This window comes from Hufsiella ginkgonis (genome assembly GCF_009834915.1).
Lineage (GTDB): Bacteria > Bacteroidota > Bacteroidia > Sphingobacteriales > Sphingobacteriaceae > Hufsiella > Hufsiella ginkgonis.
This window is the reverse complement of sequence record NZ_WVHS01000003.1, coordinates 407,333-424,780: the sequence shown is the minus strand read 5'-3', so window position 1 is coordinate 424,780 and position 17,448 is coordinate 407,333. Positions and strand designations below refer to the sequence as shown.

General features: G+C 52.4%; 14 protein-coding genes. 13 read left to right on the top strand and 1 reads right to left on the bottom strand.

Annotated features, from left to right (window positions below):
- Window positions 1-27 precede the first annotated feature (27 nt).
- The 13 genes from GS398_RS14155 (at window position 28) to GS398_RS14095 (ending at window position 14,489) form a co-directional block, all read left to right on the top strand.
- Window positions 28-2,646, top strand: coding sequence for a family 20 glycosylhydrolase (locus tag GS398_RS14155; RefSeq protein WP_160907449.1), 2,619 nt, complete (start codon window positions 28-30; stop codon window positions 2,644-2,646).
- Window positions 2,628-3,428: a ThuA domain-containing protein gene (locus GS398_RS14150; protein WP_160907448.1), complete on the top strand. Its 801-nt coding sequence runs from the start codon at window positions 2,628-2,630 to the stop codon at window positions 3,426-3,428. The genes GS398_RS14155 and GS398_RS14150 overlap by 19 nt, the downstream gene beginning before the upstream one ends.
- Before the next feature lies 1 nt (window position 3,429).
- A complete protein-coding gene (locus GS398_RS14145; protein ID WP_160907447.1) occupies window positions 3,430-4,551 on the top strand; it encodes an acyltransferase family protein in 1,122 nt (373 codons plus the stop codon).
- Window positions 4,548-6,371 (top strand): glycoside hydrolase family 9 protein, encoded by a 1,824-nt coding sequence (locus GS398_RS14140; RefSeq protein ID WP_160907446.1) that lies wholly within the window; start codon window positions 4,548-4,550, stop codon window positions 6,369-6,371. The genes GS398_RS14145 and GS398_RS14140 overlap by 4 nt, the downstream gene beginning before the upstream one ends.
- A gap of 11 nt (window positions 6,372-6,382) precedes the next feature.
- A complete protein-coding gene (locus GS398_RS14135) occupies window positions 6,383-6,595 on the top strand; it encodes a hypothetical protein (RefSeq protein ID WP_160907445.1) in 213 nt (70 codons plus the stop codon).
- Between the two features lie 12 nt (window positions 6,596-6,607).
- Window positions 6,608-8,653, top strand: coding sequence for a copper amine oxidase (locus GS398_RS14130; protein WP_160907444.1), 2,046 nt, complete (start codon window positions 6,608-6,610; stop codon window positions 8,651-8,653).
- The gene (locus tag GS398_RS14125; RefSeq protein ID WP_160907443.1) at window positions 8,650-9,072 is read left to right on the top strand and encodes a PTS sugar transporter subunit IIA; all 423 of its coding nucleotides are present in this window, start codon (window positions 8,650-8,652) and stop codon (window positions 9,070-9,072) included. Before GS398_RS14130 ends, GS398_RS14125 begins: the two co-directional genes overlap by 4 nt.
- Entirely contained in the window at window positions 9,065-9,535 is a 471-nt protein-coding gene (locus tag GS398_RS14120; RefSeq protein ID WP_160907442.1) for a PTS sugar transporter subunit IIB, read from the top strand. Before GS398_RS14125 ends, GS398_RS14120 begins: the two co-directional genes overlap by 8 nt.
- A 13-nt stretch (window positions 9,536-9,548) precedes the next feature.
- Window positions 9,549-11,129, top strand: a complete 1,581-nt coding sequence (locus GS398_RS14115) for a PTS system mannose/fructose/sorbose family transporter subunit IID (RefSeq protein ID WP_160907441.1) — start codon at window positions 9,549-9,551, stop codon at window positions 11,127-11,129.
- A complete protein-coding gene (ptsP, locus tag GS398_RS14110) occupies window positions 11,129-12,847 on the top strand; it encodes a phosphoenolpyruvate--protein phosphotransferase (RefSeq protein WP_160907440.1) in 1,719 nt (572 codons plus the stop codon). The genes GS398_RS14115 and ptsP overlap by 1 nt, the downstream gene beginning before the upstream one ends.
- A complete protein-coding gene (locus GS398_RS14105; protein WP_160907439.1) occupies window positions 12,844-13,110 on the top strand; it encodes an HPr family phosphocarrier protein in 267 nt (88 codons plus the stop codon). The genes ptsP and GS398_RS14105 overlap by 4 nt, the downstream gene beginning before the upstream one ends.
- Window positions 13,111-13,210: 100 nt before the next feature.
- Complete coding sequence (locus GS398_RS14100) at window positions 13,211-13,948, top strand: 6-phosphogluconolactonase (protein WP_160907438.1); 738 nt, start codon at window positions 13,211-13,213, stop codon at window positions 13,946-13,948.
- A gap of 22 nt (window positions 13,949-13,970) precedes the next feature.
- Window positions 13,971-14,489: a hypothetical protein gene (locus GS398_RS14095; protein ID WP_160907437.1), complete on the top strand. Its 519-nt coding sequence runs from the start codon at window positions 13,971-13,973 to the stop codon at window positions 14,487-14,489.
- Here GS398_RS14095 and GS398_RS14090 read toward each other — a convergent pair.
- Entirely contained in the window at window positions 14,457-17,369 is a 2,913-nt protein-coding gene (locus tag GS398_RS14090) for a triple tyrosine motif-containing protein (RefSeq protein ID WP_160907436.1), read from the bottom strand. The two genes, GS398_RS14095 and GS398_RS14090, sit on opposite strands and share 33 nt — an antisense overlap.
- Window positions 17,370-17,448: the final 79 nt, after the last annotated feature.

Below are 17,448 nucleotides of genomic sequence, written 5' to 3'. Positions count from 1 at the left end.
ACGGCCGATCGGCTTAATAACGAAACTATGAACCGGAATTTTAGCTCCAGGAAGTCCTTAAAAAAGTTTTTTCTCGCTCCAGTTTTACTGATGTTGCTGGGATCGGCCGGTAAAAGCCAGGTAAAGCTCATCCCCGAGCCGGTAAAGGTTACGGAACACCCGGGAAGGTTTACCTTACCAAGGCAGATCACGATCCAGGCGGCAGGTACCGGTATTGCTCCCGTTACCTCGTTCCTCGGGCAGAAGCTGGCAGTAGCGACCGGGTACACGGTAAAAACCACCGGCAAACCCAGTGCTGCCACTATCCGGTTAATACTGACCACGAAGAACGACCCTGAAATCGGTAAAGAAGGCTACCACCTCACCAGCAGCGCGGCGGGGATCATCATCCGCGCCAATCAGCCCGCCGGCCTGTTCTATGGCGCTCAAACGCTTGTGCAGTTGCTTCCTGCCGAAATAGAAAGCCATGACCCGGTTAACACTGTGCGTTGGACCGTTCCCCACGTAAGCATTACCGATTACCCGCGGTTCGAATGGCGGGGGCTGATGTTCGACGTAGCGCGGCATTTCTTCTCCGTACAGGACGTTAAGGCGTATATCGACCAGATGTCGCGTTACAAGCTGAACCTGTTTCACTGGCATTTAACAGACGATGAGGGCTGGCGGATCGAGATCAAAAGCCTGCCCAATCTAACAAAGAAAGGGGCCTGGAATATCCCGAAAGTGGGCAAATTCGGCAATTTTGCACCTTCAGAGCCAGGCACTCCCCGCACCCAGGGCGGGTTTTACACCCAGGAAGAGATCCGCGAGGTGGTAAAATATGCCCAGGACCGCTTTATTAACGTGCTTCCGGAAGTAGATGTGCCCGGGCATAGCCTTGCCGCCGTGGCCTCGTATCCCGAAATTTCCTGTACCCCTGATGCGGTAAATTACCAGGTAAGTTCGGGTGATGCCAATTTTATGGATTGGAAACCTGACGGCATTATCGCCAGCATTGACAATACGATCTGCCCTGCCAATGAAAAAGCCTACGAGTTTCTGGACAAGGTGTTTTCAGAAATGGCCCCGCTCTTCCCGTTTGGGTATATTCACGTGGGCGGCGACGAGTGTGCGAAGAACTTCTGGGAGAAAAGCGACGCCGTAAAAGCCCTGATGCAGCGCGAAGGGCTAAAAAGCATGCACGAAGTACAAAGCTATTTCGAGAAACGGGTAAGCGCCATCGTTAATTCTAAAGGGAAGAAGCTGATCGGCTGGGACGAGATCCTGGAAGGCGGACTGGCGCCCGGTGCAGCCGTTATGAGCTGGCGCGGCGAAAAAGGCGGTGTAGAAGCCAGTATCCTGAAACACGATGTGGTAATGAGCCCTACCAGCTTTGGCTACCTCGATTACATGCAGGGCGATCCGGCCACCGAGCCGTTGATCTACGCCAGCTTACGATTGGAAAAAGCCTATAAATTCGAGCCGGTCCCGGCAGGGGCCGACGCAAAATACATTAAAGGCGGGCAGGCCAACTTATGGACCGAGCAGGTGTATAACCTTCGCCATGCGCAGTATATGACCTGGCCCCGTGCCTTCGCCTTGTCTGAATCTGTTTGGTCGCCAAAAGAAAAAAAGAGCTGGAAAAGTTTTATCCCCCGGGTGGAGCAGCAGTTTGCACGCTTCGATGCCGCCGAGGTGAAATATTCTCCCGCGATGTACGACCCGGTAATCCGCAGCGAAGTTAACCCCTCGGGCGATTTGAACATCGTACTGCGTACAGAGATCGACGGCCTTGACATCTATTACAGCTTTGACAATACCTATCCCGACCGGTTCTATCCAAAATATACCTCCCCGGTGGTCCCGCCGAAGGACGCCACACAAATGAGAATGATCACCTACCGGGGAAAAAAACCGATAGGCCGGATGATGACCATTCCTGTGAAGGACCTGCGTACGCGCGCAGCTAACCGCGAACCCAGGTTCAGGGTGCTCGTGCTAGCCGAAAATGGCGGTCACCACGAAGCCTACTCAGCCAGGGCAAAAGAATACCTCAATAAGCTTGGGGCCGACAGCAGCTTTTCGTTCGTTTTTATCCGCAACACGAAACCGGTCACTGAAGACTACCTTAAACAGTTCCAGCTTTTTATCCAGTTGGATTATCCGCCATATGCCTGGACGGATTCGGCGGCAACCGCTTTTCAAAAATACGTTACCGAAGGTCGCGGCGGCTGGATCGGCTTCCACCACGCCACACTGCTGGGCGAGTTTGACGGTTACCCGATGTGGAAATGGTTCTCTGGTTTTATGGGCGATATCACCTATAAAAATTACATAGCCACTTTTGCCGCCGCCACTGTAAAGAACGAAGCAAAAGATCACCCGGTGATGAAGGGCATACCTCCCAGTTTCCCCGTCAGGAAGGAAGAATGGTATACCTATAATAAAAGTCCAAGGCCAAACGTAACCGTGCTGGCCAGCGTAAATGAGGCTACCTACGTCCCCGATTCTAAAATCAAAATGGGCGACCACCCGGTGATATGGACCAACCCGAATGTTGCGGCCCGCAACGTGTACATCTTTATGGGCCACTCTCCCGATCTTTTTGACAACCCTGACTATTTAACCCTCTTTAAAAACGCGATCTCATGGGCATCAAAAAAATAACGTCCGCCTGTTATGCTGAGCGTGCAGGAGCACGCAAAAGATTACTGTTCTCCACTATTTTCCTGCTCTTCTGCAGCCCGGTTTTCGCACAATCAACTTTTAAGGTACTCGCCTTTTACTCAAATACCGTAGAACGCGATCACGTGGTATTTAAACGGGATGCACTTAAATACTTCGCCAGGCTGGCTGAAAAGAAACACTTCACGTTCGATTCGACCACACATTGGTCCGATATGAACGAGGAAAAACTCCGCGACTACCAGGTAGTGATGTGGATAAATGATTTTCCGCAAAACCCGGCCCAGCGTGCTGTTTTCGAGAAATATATGGAGAGCGGCGGCGGATGGCTCGGGTTCCATGTAGCCGCGTATAACGACCGTTATACCAAATGGCCCTGGTACCTCGCCTTTTTGGGCGGCGGAGTTTTCCACATGAATAACTGGCCGCCGCTGCCGGTGCAATTAATTGTGGATAACCGGAAACACCCTGTTACACACCGCATGCCGGCCGTGTACCGTGCCCCGGCGAATGAATGGTATACGTGGGAGCCCAGCCCCCGCCTGAATAAGGACGTAACGGTATTGGTAACGCTCGACCCGGTGAACTACCCGCTTGGTATTAAGGACCAGATCAGGGGTGGCGACACGCCCGTGGTGTGGACTAACAACAAATACAATATGCTATATATGAACATGGGCCATGGCAGCCACATATTCACCAGCGACTTACAAAATAAAATGTTCGGCGACGCCATCCTTTGGCTCGGCAGGAAAAATAAATAAGATGAAAGTTAACCCGGGACCGAGATCTTTATCACTGGACGTGTTTCGCGGCATGACGGTCTGTTTCATGATCATCGTGAACAATCCGGGCGATTGGGGGAACATCTATGCGCCGCTCGAACACGCTTCCTGGCACGGACTTACCCCTACCGACCTCGTTTTCCCCTCCTTCCTGTTCGCCGTGGGAAACGCGATGAGCTTTTCGCTGAAAAAATACAGCGAACTTGGCAACGCCGCATTGATCAGGAAAATACTGGTCCGCACCCTCCTCATTTTCGCGATCGGCGTGCTCTTGTTCTGGTTCCCGTTCTATAACTTCGACAAAGACCCGGCAACCTTCCGGCCGTTTAGTCATGTGCGCATTTTTGGCGTGCTGCAGCGCATCGCCTTGTGTTATTGCTTCGCTTCGCTGATGGTCCATTTCCTCTTCACAAGATGGGTGATTATTACCTCGGCGATCCTGCTGGTTGGCTACTGGGCCGTGCTTTTGCTGTTTGCCGATGCTTCCGGCCCGCTGAGCATGACAGGTAATGCGGGCGCACGCCTAGATACGTTCCTGCTGGGGAACGACCATCTTTACCATGGCGAAGGCGTTCCATTTGATCCTGAAGGGATCCTGAGCACGCTGCCTGCCATCGTGAACGTTATTATCGGCTACTACGCCGGACGCCTGGTACAGCTAAAAGGCAAAGGCTATGATACGCTTACCATGCTACTGCTTTCAGGATGTTTGGCAATTTTCGCAGCACTTTGCTGGAATATGGTACTGCCCATTAATAAGAAATTATGGACGAGTTCTTTCGTACTGGTTACCAGCGGGACCGATCTCATCATTCTCGCTTTCCTCATCTTCTGCCTCGAACTAAAAAACTGGAACAACGGTAACTGGACCTATTTCTTCCTGGTCTTTGGCCGGAATACCTTGTTCATCTATGTCCTTTCCGACCTGTTGGTACAGTTACTTTATGCGGGCCCCGCCATCGGCTGGAAAGCGAACCAATGGATCGGACGGTACATTTCCCATGGAAAGCCGGGGTCGCTGCTTTACGCGGTCCTGTACATGCTGCTCTGCTGGTCTATTGGATGGATACTTGACAAACGCAAAATCTATATAAAGATATGATGCCAGGAATAACGAAATACCTTCTGGCATTGCTGCTGCTGCCGCTGGCGATGCGCGCGCAGCAGGCAAAGATCCTGGTCAACCACGTCGGGTACGAGGACGCCTATGCCAAACGCGCAGTAGTGGTAGCAGCGAGGAAGCTGGCCATCGGGAATTTTCAGCTGGTGGAGGCCATTACCGCGAAACCGGTATACACTGGGAAATTAACATACGCCGGCCCGGTAGATAAGTGGAAGAACCGGGTGTTCTGGGCGCTGGACTTCTCCGCCTTTAAAACGCCGGGCACCTATTTCCTCAAAATTAACACAGGAACCACGGTGGTAGTGTCCTGCCCCTTTAAGATCGGTAAGGAAGTACTGGAGCAAGCCACGTTATCAGACGTGATCTACTACTTTAAAGGGCAGCGAAGTTCGGGCCTGCCCGACAAAGCCGACCGCAACATCCGCCTTGCGGGTAAAACAGACACGGTTGATGCACACGGTGGCTGGTATGACGCATCCGGCGACTATGGCAAACACCTGTCGCACCTAACTTTTTCGTCGTTTTTTAATCCGCAGCAAACATCGCTAACCGCGTGGACCCTGTTTAAAACCTATATGCTGCTCACCCAAAGAGCGGGTACCAGCTATCGCCAATACAACCGGAGGCTGCTGGACGAAGCGCTGTATGGGGCCGATTTTCTTGTCAGGATGCAAACTGCCAACGGATCTTTCTACCGCTCGGTTTCTGCCCCTGGCCCGGGAAAACTGCCGCAGGACCGGGTGATCAGGGCGGAAGACCAAAGCTATCGCATAAAACAAACTAAGGACCAGCCATTTAACAACAGCGCCGTCAGCGATAACTGGCGCAGCTACCAGGTAAGCTTCCGCTCGGGCGGGGGATTGGCGATCGCGGCGCTTGCCATGGCATCTACGTTCCCGGTTTCGGGCGATTTTAAACAGGCTGACTACCTCCGTGCCGCAGAAAAGGCCTTCGCCTTTCTCGGAAAGGAAAACGTGCAAATGACCAACGATGGACAGGAAAATATCATTGATGATTACACCGCCCTTTGTGCCGCCACTGAGCTTTACGCTGCTACAAAAAAGGCCGGCTATAAAGATGCTGCAGAAAAACGCGCACTTCAACTCATCGGCAGGCTTGCCTCGTGGGGAGCCTACCACGATTATTGGCGGGCAGACAACGCCGACCGTCCCTTCTTTCACCCCTCGGATGCCGGTCTGCCCGTAACGAGCCTGGCTTTTTATTACCCCCACGCCTCCGCGGAAACGCAAAACAAGATCCGCCAGGCGGTGAGAAGATCGATGCAATACGAACTGGCAATCACCCGCGAAGTGACCAACCCTTTTGGTTACAGCCGGCAGCTGGTACAGGACACACTGGGTAAGCGGAATAGCGCCTTTTTCTTTCCACATGGCAGCGAGGCCGCGCCCTGGTGGCAGGGTGAAAACGCGAGGCTGGGTTCTCTGGCCGCCGCCGCGAAACTCGCGGCAGCCCTGTTTAAAGATGACCGGCCTTTCCACGATGCGCTGCAGCGCTTTGCCCTCGACCAGCTGAATTGGGTGCTGGGGCTAAACCCTTTCGATGCGTCGATGCTCCAGGGTACCGGCCGCAACAACCCGTCGTACGGCTTCTTCGGCACGTTCGAATACTCGAATGCGCCCGGCGGGATCGTGAACGGCATTACTTCCGGGTTAAACGATGAACATGATATAGATTTTAACCTATCCTATGCAGTAACCGGTAAAGATTACGACTGGCGATGGGGAGAGCAATGGCTGCCGCATGCAGCCTGGTACTTACTGGCGGTTTCGCTGCAATAAACAGGCAGTATATGAAAGATCTTACCAGGACATTTATCATTACCGCGTTGCTGCTATGCCGGAGCACCTTACCGTTTTCACAGGACGTTAAAACGCTTTCGACCGGAGAACCCGGAGGCAAGATCGTTTATGCTCGGCAAGGCACGACCGATCCGGCGGAAATGAGAAGGACAATTTTTAATAATCGCCTGGTCAGGCGGTTGTATGAGCCGATCCGTAATTAATCAGATAGCACCATGAAGAAAACCTTACCTCTTTTCTGTTTCACGCTGGTCCTTTCCCTCTTCAACCGCGCCGATGCCCAGCAGCGCACCACCATGCAATACAAACATCCGCTCGATCCGCTGGATTCTACCGAGATCAGGCTGATGAGGCAGGTGCTCCTCAAAGCCGGCAAAGTTCGTAATGATAGCCTGAGCCTGTTTAGCATCATCAACCTGAAAGAACCGCCTAAACAAGAGGTGCTCGCCTGGAAACCAGGGCAAACCTACCGGCGCGAAGGATATGCTTTGCTTTACGACTATGCCAGTAACACGATGGCCAAAACGGTGGTCGACCTGCGGGAGGCCAAAATGCTGTCGTACGAGATCGTGCCCGGCAAACAACCTGTCGGGAAGTTCAGGCAGGATTCTATCCTGGTTTCCCAGGTCATTTACGGCAACAAGGAATGGAACGCGGCGCTCCGCAAAAGAGGTATCGATCCCGATTCCGTTCGTTCGCACCGCGGGAATTTTGCGGCCGATGTGGGCTTATCTCCCATCGGTCATCGTGAACGGATCGTTTCACCGGAGTACAAGAACAAGAAATACAGCGAAAATCCTATCCCCGGTATTTACGCTTATCTCGACCTTACCGATAAAAAAGTGCTGAAAGTAATCGACATGGGTAAGGGCTATTCAGAACGGCTGGCCATCAGCTACTTCGACGGAAAGACCTTAAAACCCGATCTCACGGCGCCTAAACCGGTAGTGATCACCCAGCCCGAAGGAACCAATTACCGCATCGAGGGTAACCAGGTGATCTCCCCGTTCTGGAAATTCCGGTTTGGTATTCACAATCGCGAAGGACTGGTGATCTCGGAGGTACAGTACTTTGACAATACCCAGAAAAAATGGCGCTATATCATGTACCGCGGCTCGCTCGCCGAAATGATCGTCAATTACGGGTCGCCGGATCTTTTAAATGCCGTGAACAATTATTTCGATGTGGGGGTTTACCGCCTCTTCCAGGACCAGGCACGTCCGCTCACCATCGGCGCCGATGCCCCTGAGAATTCATCGTACCTGCCCGCAACCCTGCACGATGAATTCGGCTCCCCGATAAAATCCGACAATTCCGTCGCCGTATTCGAGGAGTATGGCGGTATTCTCTGGCGGCACGAAAACTATTCGCGCAGGGCGACCAACCTGGCCATCAAATATTATGTAACGGCCGGTAACTACGACTACGGCTTTAAATGGATCTTTAAGGAAGATGGCAACATTACCGTGGAAACCGAACTGAACGGCATCCCCCATATCCGCACCGTGGCCCGCGTTTCTAACGACATGGGCGATATGAAAAACATGCCGATGAATGCCATGGACCCTGCCACGGCCGACGAAACCATCCCTTACCAGGGAAGTCAGTACGGCACCATCGTGGGACCGCATATCGAGGCGACCAATCACCAGCACTGGTTTGTATACCGTTTCGACCTGGACGTAGACGGGCAGACCAATAACGTAGGCGAGATGAACACCATCCAGGTACCGAAAGGCCCGAACAACCCGCTCGGCAACAGCCTGGTGTCGAAAATGACCCTGTTCGTGAAAGAGAAAGATGCCCAGCGCGACGTAAATACGGCCACTAACCGGAGTTGGATGGTGAGCAATCCCACGGTAAAAAATAAATTCGGCAATAATGCCTCCTACATGTTAATGCCGGCATCGGGAGCTACTCCGCTGGCCGATAAAACATCCTCGCTGTTTAACCGCACCGAAGTACTATGGCACCATTTCTGGGCCACCCCTTATAACCCCGACGAATTCTATCCCGCGGGAGACTACCCGGCCAGTAATCAAAAAGGACAAGGGCTGCCGGCGTGGACCGCCAAAAACCGCAGCATCGATAATACCGACGTGGTGGTGTGGTATGTTACAGGCGTTACCCATGTAGTGCGCACCGAAGAGTGGCCGATCATGAACCAGCATACCGTAGCCATTAACCTGATGCCAAACGGATTTATGTCGTCCAACCCGGTAGCTGGTATGCCAGCCGCAAAAATTCAACCCAAAAAATGATGAGACAATTCCTGATAGCTTCCCACGGCACCTTCTCTTCCGGTGTTAAATCGGCACTCGATATCATCACCGGTGCCACAGAGCAGGTATTTATCATACAAGCCTATGTCGACGAAAACAGGACGATAGAACAAGAGCTCGATGCCGTGCTCGGGCAGGTAAGCCCCGATGCCGAACTGGTCGTTTTTACCGACCTGCTCGGCGGCAGCATCACCAACCAGGTGTTAACCCACGCTTTGCAGGGCAGGGCGCACGTGGTGTCGGGCTTTAACCTCGCCCTTGTAATGGAAATCATCCTTTCTGACCCGGCAGAACCGGTGGACGAAGTGATCGAAAACGCCATTGCAAACGCTAAAGAACAACTGGTTTATGTAAATAAACTCATGAATACGGAACAAGCAACAAACACTTATGATTAAACTTACACGAATAGACGACCGATTGGTACACGGCCAGGTAGCATTTACCTGGGTACCTTCCCTGGGGATCGATTGCCTGGTGGTAGCCAACGACAAAGTGGCCAGCGATGAATTTTTAAAGCTCACGCTCGGCCTGGCCAAACCGGCACGCACACAACTGATGATCAAATCATTAAAAGAAAGCATCACCTTCCTTAACTCCGAGAAAAGCAAGGCCTTAAAGATCCTGCTGCTGGTAAGCTCGATTAAAGACGCCGCACTGCTATCGGCACAGGTGCCCGAGATCAGGTCCGTTAATTTTGGCGGCATCCGCGGAAAAGAAGGCTCGAAGCTTATTTCGAAGGCCATCGCGGTAAACGACGATGACATTACCCTTATCAGGCAACTGGCAGATGACGGGATTGAGCTGGAGATCAGGCAGGTGCCGTCTGACACAAAACGATTCGTACAAAGCCTGATCTGATAATCACCGGAAGATGTTCATCACTTACCTGCTTATTACGCTCATTGTGCTGTTCGGGCACTCCGAAGATTTTCTCGGCACTTCATTGCTCAGCCGCCCGCTGGTGCTTGGGCCGCTCGTAGGCCTTGTTCTTGGCGACCTTCACCAGGGGATCCTGATCGGCGCTACCCTCGAGCTCATTTTTATGGGAAACATTAAGGTTGGCGCGGCCATTCCGCCGGACGTGATCACCGGCGGCGTGCTCGGGACCGCCTTTGCCATCCTTTCAGGAAAGGGACCGGCGATAGCCCTCGCGCTGGCCGTTCCAATCTCTATACTGGCCGAATTACTGATCAGCGGCCTGTTCGTGTTCAGACCCGTTTTTAATAAGCGGTTTAACCGGTATGCCGAAGAAGGGAACTACCGCAAGATCCAGTGGCTGCATATTTTTTCGGGACTACTGAAACCGCTGCTGATGGGTTTCATCTCCCTGCTTGCCCTTCAGTTGGGCTCGGAGGCGATTAAAATGGCGCTCGACCAGGTCCCCTCCTGGGTACATTCAGGACTGCAGGTAGCCGGGAACATGCTGCCGGCGCTCGGTTTCGCTTTGCTGATGAACCTGATGTTCAATAAAAATGTAGCGCCTTATTTCTTCCTCGGTTTTATCATGACAAGCTACCTGAAACTTCCGCTCATCGCTGTCGGCGGACTTGGCGTTATTACGGCGCTGATCATCACCAGCCTTACCCACAAAGACGAACCCGGGGAAGAAGACATGGACCCCCTCACGGCCGAAAAAGAGCCCGCCGGACCATCAGGCATCGGTAAAAGGGAGCTCAGGAGCGTTTTCTTGCGGTCGATGGCGCTGGAAGCGAACTTTAACTTTGAGACCTGGCAAAATACCGGTTTCGCCTTTTCGATCATCCCGGTGCTCCGGAAACTATATCCCGCCCGGGAAGACATGGCCGCAGCGCTGAAACGGCACCTGCAGTTCTTTAATACCGCACCGCATGGCTCCACGCTCATCCTGGGTATTACTGCCGCCATGGAAGAGCAGAACAGCCGCGATAAAAGCTTTGACGAAGAATCCATCAACTCCGTTAAACTGGGCTTAATGGGACCGCTCGCCGGTGTTTTCGACTCCTTTTTCTGGGGCACGCTTAAGGTGATCTCCGCCGGCGTAGGCACCTCCCTGGCATTAAAAGGCAGCCTGCTAGGCCCTATTCTCTTCCTGCTCATCTTTAACATTCCCCATTTTTTACTGCGGTACCGGCTTACTTTCATCGGGTATACCGCCGGCACCAGGTTCCTCCAGAAAATGGCCAGGAACCAGGTATTGGATAAGCTTACTTATGGCGCCTCTATCCTGGGGATGATGGTGGTGGGCGCCATGCCCGCCACGCTGATGCCTATTACCACGCCGCTTACGATCGGTACACATGGTTCGCCGATCGCCGTACAGGGGGTGCTGGACCAGGTCATTCCCGGCGTGCTCCCGCTGGGCCTTACCTTCCTGGTATACTTCCTGGTAAAAAAGAACGTAAAAACCACGTGGCTGCTGCCGGGCTTACTGGCCGTTGGTTTCCTTGGCAGCATCTTAAATATTTTCGGCTGATGAACCTCAAAATTACCGGCTTAGGCGTTTCACCCGGCGTTGCGATCGGCAAAGCCAGGGTGCTCAGGAAAACGAAAACAGCGCTCCGCGGGAAAGTGCTGTCTACCGATGCCGAAATTGAACAGGAGCTGGCCAATTATGAACAGGCGGTGACTGGCTCCCTGCGCGAAATTAATGCCATTCGAAACGAAAATACCAACCTTTCGGCCGAAGCGTCCGACATCCTGGAGACACAAGTGGAATTGCTGAACGACCCCCAGTTGCGGGGGGATGTAACCGAACGGATCGGCACGGGGCGAATGACCGCGCACGATGCGGTGCTGGAAGCCATTGCCGCACTGGTACAGGTATTCCGGCAAATGGACGACGAATATATGCGTGCCCGGTCGGCCGACATCGAAGACATCGGCAACCGGCTGATGAGGCAATTAAGCCCGGGAACCGCGGAATCAATGGCGCACATTGAACTGGATACGGTGCTGTTCGCCGAGGATATCGCCCCCTCGGATGCACTTACCTTTACGGCAGATACCATATCGGCCATCGTGACACGCATGGGTGGAAAGACCTCGCATACCGCCATCCTCGCCCGGTCTAAAGGCATCCCGGCCATTGTAGGCTGTGTAATGGAGCCCGGGCAGGTAGCCGACGATGACCTGGTGATAGCCGATGGTTCGGAAGGGCTCGTGATAATTCGTCCGGATGAAGCTACCATCGCCATGTACAACAGGAAGAAAGCCCGCGAGAATGACCAGTTTAAGTTAAAATCATTAAAAGACATCCCGGCGGTTACCCGCGATGGAAAACTGGTGAAGCTCCTTGCGAATATCTCCGGCCCGGATGAGCTCGAAATAGTAACGGCCAACGGCGGCGAGGGCATCGGCCTGCTGCGTACGGAAATGTTGTTCCTTGGACATGATTCATTCCCCACGGAAGAAATGCAGTTTGAGTTCTACAAAAAAACCGCGTTAAAGCTGGCCAGCCGAACCCTGATCATCCGCACGCTGGATATCGGCGGAGACAAACAACTTCCCTACCTGCCGCTGCCCGCCGAAGAAAACCCTTTCCTGGGATATCGGGCCATCCGCATCTGCCTCGACCGCGAAGACCTGTTTATTACCCAGCTGAAGGCGATCCTTAGGGCCTCGGTCTATGGCAACCTGAAGATCATGTTCCCGATGATCTCTTCGCTGCAGGAGCTGCGCCAGGCAAAGGCGATGGTCGAAAAAGCGAAACACGAACTGGCAGCCAGCAACCTCACCTATAACGCAGGCATCGAGATCGGGATGATGATCGAAATTCCGGCGGCAGCCGTGATGGCCGACCTTTTTGCCCGCGAGGTCGATTTCTTCAGCATCGGCACGAACGATCTTTGTCAATACACCGTTGCCGCCGACCGTATGAACCAGCAGGTAGAAAAGGTATACGATCCTTACAACCCCGGGGTGCTGCGCCTCCTCCGGAACACCATCGAACAAGCCAATCTCCACGAAATTCACGTGGGCATGTGCGGAGAGATGGCCTCAGACCCGATGGCCACGCTGCTGCTGCTCGGCATGGGTCTCCGGGAATTCTCCATGAGCGCCTCTGCCATTCCAGGTATTAAACACATCCTAATAAATAACTCCATGGCGAAGGCCCGGGAGATCACAGAAAACGTAATGAAAATGGATAATTCCGCAACCATCATCCGATATCTGAAGGAGGAAGGCCAATGATCACGAAAGAATACAGGATCCTGGCCGCCAACGGCCTCCATGCACGTCCCGCAACCTCGCTGATCCGGCTTGCCCGACAGTTTAAATCGGCCATACATGTTACCAAGAACGAAAAACGCATCCCGCTGCAAAGCATGATCGGGCTGCTGTCGCTGGCCATCAAGCACGGCGATATCCTCCTGGTACATATCGACGGCGAGGACAAACTGTTCGCCGCTACCCAACTCGACAAATTTTTCAACGAAGACCTGCAGAATTTGTAATACTGTTGCTGCCAGCTGATAGCTGCCGGCTGATAGTTAACAGCTGACGGCTGACAGCTGATAGCTGATAGCTGACAACTGACAACTGATTCCCCAAAACATGAAAATAACTATAACCTCTACCGAACAGGAATTTAATATCGCCGCTGCCTGGCGCATCATCGCCCAAATGCTGGAAAAACCCAATGCGGTGATCGGGCTATCCACCGGCCAGACAACGATTGATATGCACGCTATCGTGTCGGATATCTACGCGAAATACCCGTTCGACGTGTCGAAGATCACCTTGTTTAATGTCGACGAGCTCACCAACCTTTCGCGGGACTACGCAGGGAGCTGTTACACTATGATCCTCAACCAACTGGCAGGACCGCTGGGCATCCCTGAAGAAAACTTTATCATGCCGCCCACGCTTTCGGATGATTTTGAAGCGGAAGCACGTCTCTTTGAAGAACGCCTCGCTTCGCGCGGCGGCGCAGACCTCCAAATGCTTGGTATTGGCAGCAACGGTCATATCGGCATCAACCAGCCGGGAACACCGTTTGAAAGCGAAACCTGGGTTTCGCCCATGGACCCGGATTTTGAGGCGCGTGTGCGCAGGGAAACGCAAGTACCGCCCCATATCGAGCTCGGTGGCTTAACACGGGGAATAAAAAATATTATGCACACCCGTAAACTCATCCTGATCGCGAAGGGCGTACATAAGGCTGAAATTATCGAACAGGCCATCCTGGGGCCTGTTACCACAGACATTCCCGCTTCGGTGGTGCAGCTGCACCCCAATTGCGAGATCCTGCTTGATGCCGCAGCGGCATCAAGAATTGCGGGAAGGATTTAGGACCAACAAACCACCAATCACAATGAAAAAGCTCATTTTCTTTCTGCCCTTATTTATGGCTATACATTCCTTCGCACAAAAGGACTCTATCATCCGCATGCCCATTAAAAAGGGGATCGTCTTTTACGAAAGATCGTTCCCGGTAAACGGGACGAGGGATGATGCTTATAAAAAAGCATTGTCGTGGTTTAAAGCGAGTTTCAAAGGAAAAGACCAAGGACTGCAGCATGCCGGTAAACTATCGGGAAGGATCTCCGGCAGCACTATCTTTAAGCTCACCACCAGCGAATCGGGCAATTACTTTTGGGTAAAACCTGAAATCGCTATACTGGTTCGCAATGACAGCTGCATTTTCCAGGCCTATAATTTTTATGTGAACCCCATCATGCCCGGGGTTACCCACGAATACTCGGAGATCGAATACCGTTGGTGGGACTATAAGAACGGAAAACCCTGGAAACGCGATGACCAGCTATTGTTTAAAGGTATCGACGACTACATGAACCAGTTAATTAGCGGCCTGCATCAGGAAATCAAATAAGTTCACTTCCTGCGAGAGCCCTAGTTTTTTTCTCAGCCGGTAACGACTGATCTCCACGCCTTTAAGCGAAATGTTCATCAACTGGGCAATCTCTTTCGAGCTGAGATTAATCCGCAGGTAGGCGCATAACTTCAGATCGGTAGAGCTGAGAACGGGATACAACGCCTTCAGCTTAGAGAGGAAGTTGCGGTGCACCTCGTCAAAATAGGTGGAGAAGTGCTCCCAGTCTTTATCGCCCTTCTCTGCTTCGGCTAACAGCCGGAGAATGGACCTGAACTCATTGGAGCCGTCCGTTTTCCTGGGAAGCGCAGCCAGCTCATCGCGGATCTTCGAAAGCAGCTTTCCTCTTTCTACCAGGTGCATGGTAATGGTCGCCAGCTCCTTATTTTTGAACATCACATCCGATTCCAGCTTATCGTTCTTCAGGGCAATGATCTCCTTCTCCGTGCGGTCGAGCTCCAGCTGGTGCAGGTAGGCGCGGCGTTGCTGCTCTTCCTCGTGTTTCTTTTGCTGCAACGCCAGCCGCTTTTTTTGCTGCCCCGTTAACAGGTATATCACCCATCCCGCCAGCAAGGCGTAACATAAATAGGCCCAGGCGGTTTCGTACCATGCGGGCTGAACGATGAACGTATATTGCACCGGTTTCGAAATCGCTCCCAGGTTGTTGCGTACCTTTACGGAAAAGGTATACATCCCATAAGGAAGATTGGTATAATCTTTCTCCGTTTTGGATGACCAGTCAGACCATCCTTTGTCAAACCCCGAAAGCTGGTAGCTAAACTCAGCATGATCGTTCTGACCATACAGGCCCGGCGAATATTCGAAGTGAAAGGAATTCCAGCGACTGGGAAGGCTCACGATCTGGTCGGCCTCCTGTTGTTTCGATGCGCCTTTCCCGTTAAAGAAATAACCGTCAAAGATCAGGCTATCCTTACCGGAAACCGCTTTTACAGCACTTAAGCTCACAGTCGGGGCCACTTTGTCGCCTGAATATTTACTGTAATTAAGGTGATATACACCTTTACCAGACCCGATAAAAACATTCTCCTGGTTATACGGGTAGATATATCCGTAACCAGCCTGGTTTTGTGCCGTGATCTCGGGGAAATAAATGATAGTAAATGGCTGCTTTCCATTCGGTTTGTGGAAATCTACCACGCCTACCCGCTGGTTACTCACAAACCAGATATTACTCCGGTCGTCTTCCACCAGGTACCTGATGCTTTCTTCCTGAAATACCGGCTTAAACAAGGGCGATGGCCGAAATCGCTTGTGTGTTTCATCAAACTCGTAGATACCTTTCCCGGTAGCGATCACTACCCTGCCCCTTACCGGGAAAACGAAATTATTTACATTGGAAGGCAAGCCCGACGTTTTACCATACAACGTGTCAGGCACTACCGACCGGTGATCGGCCGACAACCGGAGCCGGAAAACGCCGCGGAACGAATGGGATGCCCAAACCGTTTGCCTGTCGATAGCCACATACCGCAATGCTTCGTAAATTCCGTTCACCTTCCCCGCATCGGCAAAAGATCCGCCTTTGAAGCTCAGCAGCTCCAACCCGGTATAGGTGGATGCGAGCGCTTCGCCGCCCGGGAGCGCAAAAAAATTAAATACGCCATGCTGCGTGGTTAACGGTACCGGTTGATTATTGCGGATGGCGAAACCGCCGTCGTTGTGTCCCAGCAATAATTGACGATTCACCTCAGACAGGCCCCAAACCATCCCTTTGGTATTAGGAACAGGTGTAAAAGTTCCCTTGCTAAAGCTCAGGTCGCTTTTCGAAAAGTCTAGCGGAACGAAATAAAGACCGTTGGAAGTACCTACAAACAGCTTTCCGTCGAAAATACGGACGACGCCGCAGTTCACCTGGTCTTCCCTATCGGGATGGATGCGGGTGACTGCGCTACTATAGGCAATAAAATCGACGCCATTTTCAAGCGCCAGCCATAGATTATGATCACGGTCCAGGAAAATGCTCTTGATATTGTTGTTTTGTATCCCCTCCCGCCGCGAGAACTTCTGTACCAGCCTGCCATGCAGATCGATAATGTAACAACCTCCGGAGATCGTGCCCACCATAAATCGGTCTGCGCTGATCTGCCGTGCACAGTTTACAACCGCGCTGGTAAGGTAGGGGTCCGCCTCCGAAGGCATCCGGAATAAGGTGGTTCCGGAAAGCAGGAACAAGCCGTCCTTCATGGTATAAACCAGCAGCGTATCGCCCCTGTAAAGGGTAATTGCCTTTATCTTCAGGTGATTGGTGACCCCGGGGATGACGGGAACCCATTTATTGCCGGAAAACGTTACAAAACCGTCGCGCTTATCCTCCGCAAAAAGGCGGGTTCCCACATTGGCGAGCAGCCGCCATCCGCCCGGGGCGTCGAAGGTGGTGATCTTGTTATCCTTTAACCTGAAGATAGACTCGTTGGTGCGAAAGAAAACTTCTTTGCCATGAAATACGATGTTCCATATATCCGCGAATTGCCGCTCGCCGGCAGGCACCAGGCTCCTGAGTGAATGAAATACAAGTGTTCCCTGTTTTCCGGGAGCGAAGTAGCCAAGCTCATCGTGTCCGCCCACATAAATGCGCCCTTCGTTATCTACCGCTATCGCTTTTACCTGCGCCTTATTCGGCAGGGCATAAATCTTCCAGTAGCGACCGTTAAAGGTAAGGAGGCCATCGTCATTGGCAAAGTAAAGAATGCCGTTCTGGTCCTGCGCAATATCGGAGGTCTGGGCTCCTCCCTTGTAATCCATGCTGCTGTAATTGGTAACGGATGGCCAGCCAATGGTATTCTGAGCGCGTGCGGAAAAAAGGGAACTACAGCCAGGAACCAGGAATAAAAAGATAACCAGGGAAAAAAAGATCTTCATGCAATTGGAACGGTGGTATGGTTATGTTGAACCCGAAATTAAGGATAATTAATTTGGATCAGCTTAACTGTAGGGGCAT

Excerpts from the sequence above, each read along its gene's own strand:
- GS398_RS14155 (WP_160907449.1), top strand. The coding sequence starts at position 28 with ATGAACCGGAATTTTAGCTCCAGGAAGTCCTTAAAAAAGTTTTTTCTC.
- GS398_RS14150 (WP_160907448.1), top strand. The coding sequence starts at position 2,628 with ATGGGCATCAAAAAAATAACGTCCGCCTGTTATGCTGAGCGTGCAGGA.
- GS398_RS14145 (WP_160907447.1), top strand. The coding sequence starts at position 3,430 with ATGAAAGTTAACCCGGGACCGAGATCTTTATCACTGGACGTGTTTCGC.
- GS398_RS14140 (WP_160907446.1), top strand. The coding sequence starts at position 4,548 with ATGATGCCAGGAATAACGAAATACCTTCTGGCATTGCTGCTGCTGCCG.
- GS398_RS14135 (WP_160907445.1), top strand. The coding sequence starts at position 6,383 with ATGAAAGATCTTACCAGGACATTTATCATTACCGCGTTGCTGCTATGC.
- GS398_RS14130 (WP_160907444.1), top strand. The coding sequence starts at position 6,608 with ATGAAGAAAACCTTACCTCTTTTCTGTTTCACGCTGGTCCTTTCCCTC.
- GS398_RS14125 (WP_160907443.1), top strand. The coding sequence starts at position 8,650 with ATGATGAGACAATTCCTGATAGCTTCCCACGGCACCTTCTCTTCCGGT.
- GS398_RS14120 (WP_160907442.1), top strand. The coding sequence starts at position 9,065 with ATGATTAAACTTACACGAATAGACGACCGATTGGTACACGGCCAGGTA.
- GS398_RS14115 (WP_160907441.1), top strand. The coding sequence starts at position 9,549 with ATGTTCATCACTTACCTGCTTATTACGCTCATTGTGCTGTTCGGGCAC.
- ptsP (WP_160907440.1), top strand. The coding sequence starts at position 11,129 with ATGAACCTCAAAATTACCGGCTTAGGCGTTTCACCCGGCGTTGCGATC.
- GS398_RS14105 (WP_160907439.1), top strand. The coding sequence starts at position 12,844 with ATGATCACGAAAGAATACAGGATCCTGGCCGCCAACGGCCTCCATGCA.
- GS398_RS14100 (WP_160907438.1), top strand. The coding sequence starts at position 13,211 with ATGAAAATAACTATAACCTCTACCGAACAGGAATTTAATATCGCCGCT.
- GS398_RS14095 (WP_160907437.1), top strand. The coding sequence starts at position 13,971 with ATGAAAAAGCTCATTTTCTTTCTGCCCTTATTTATGGCTATACATTCC.
- GS398_RS14090 (WP_160907436.1), bottom strand. The coding sequence starts at position 17,369 with ATGAAGATCTTTTTTTCCCTGGTTATCTTTTTATTCCTGGTTCCTGGC.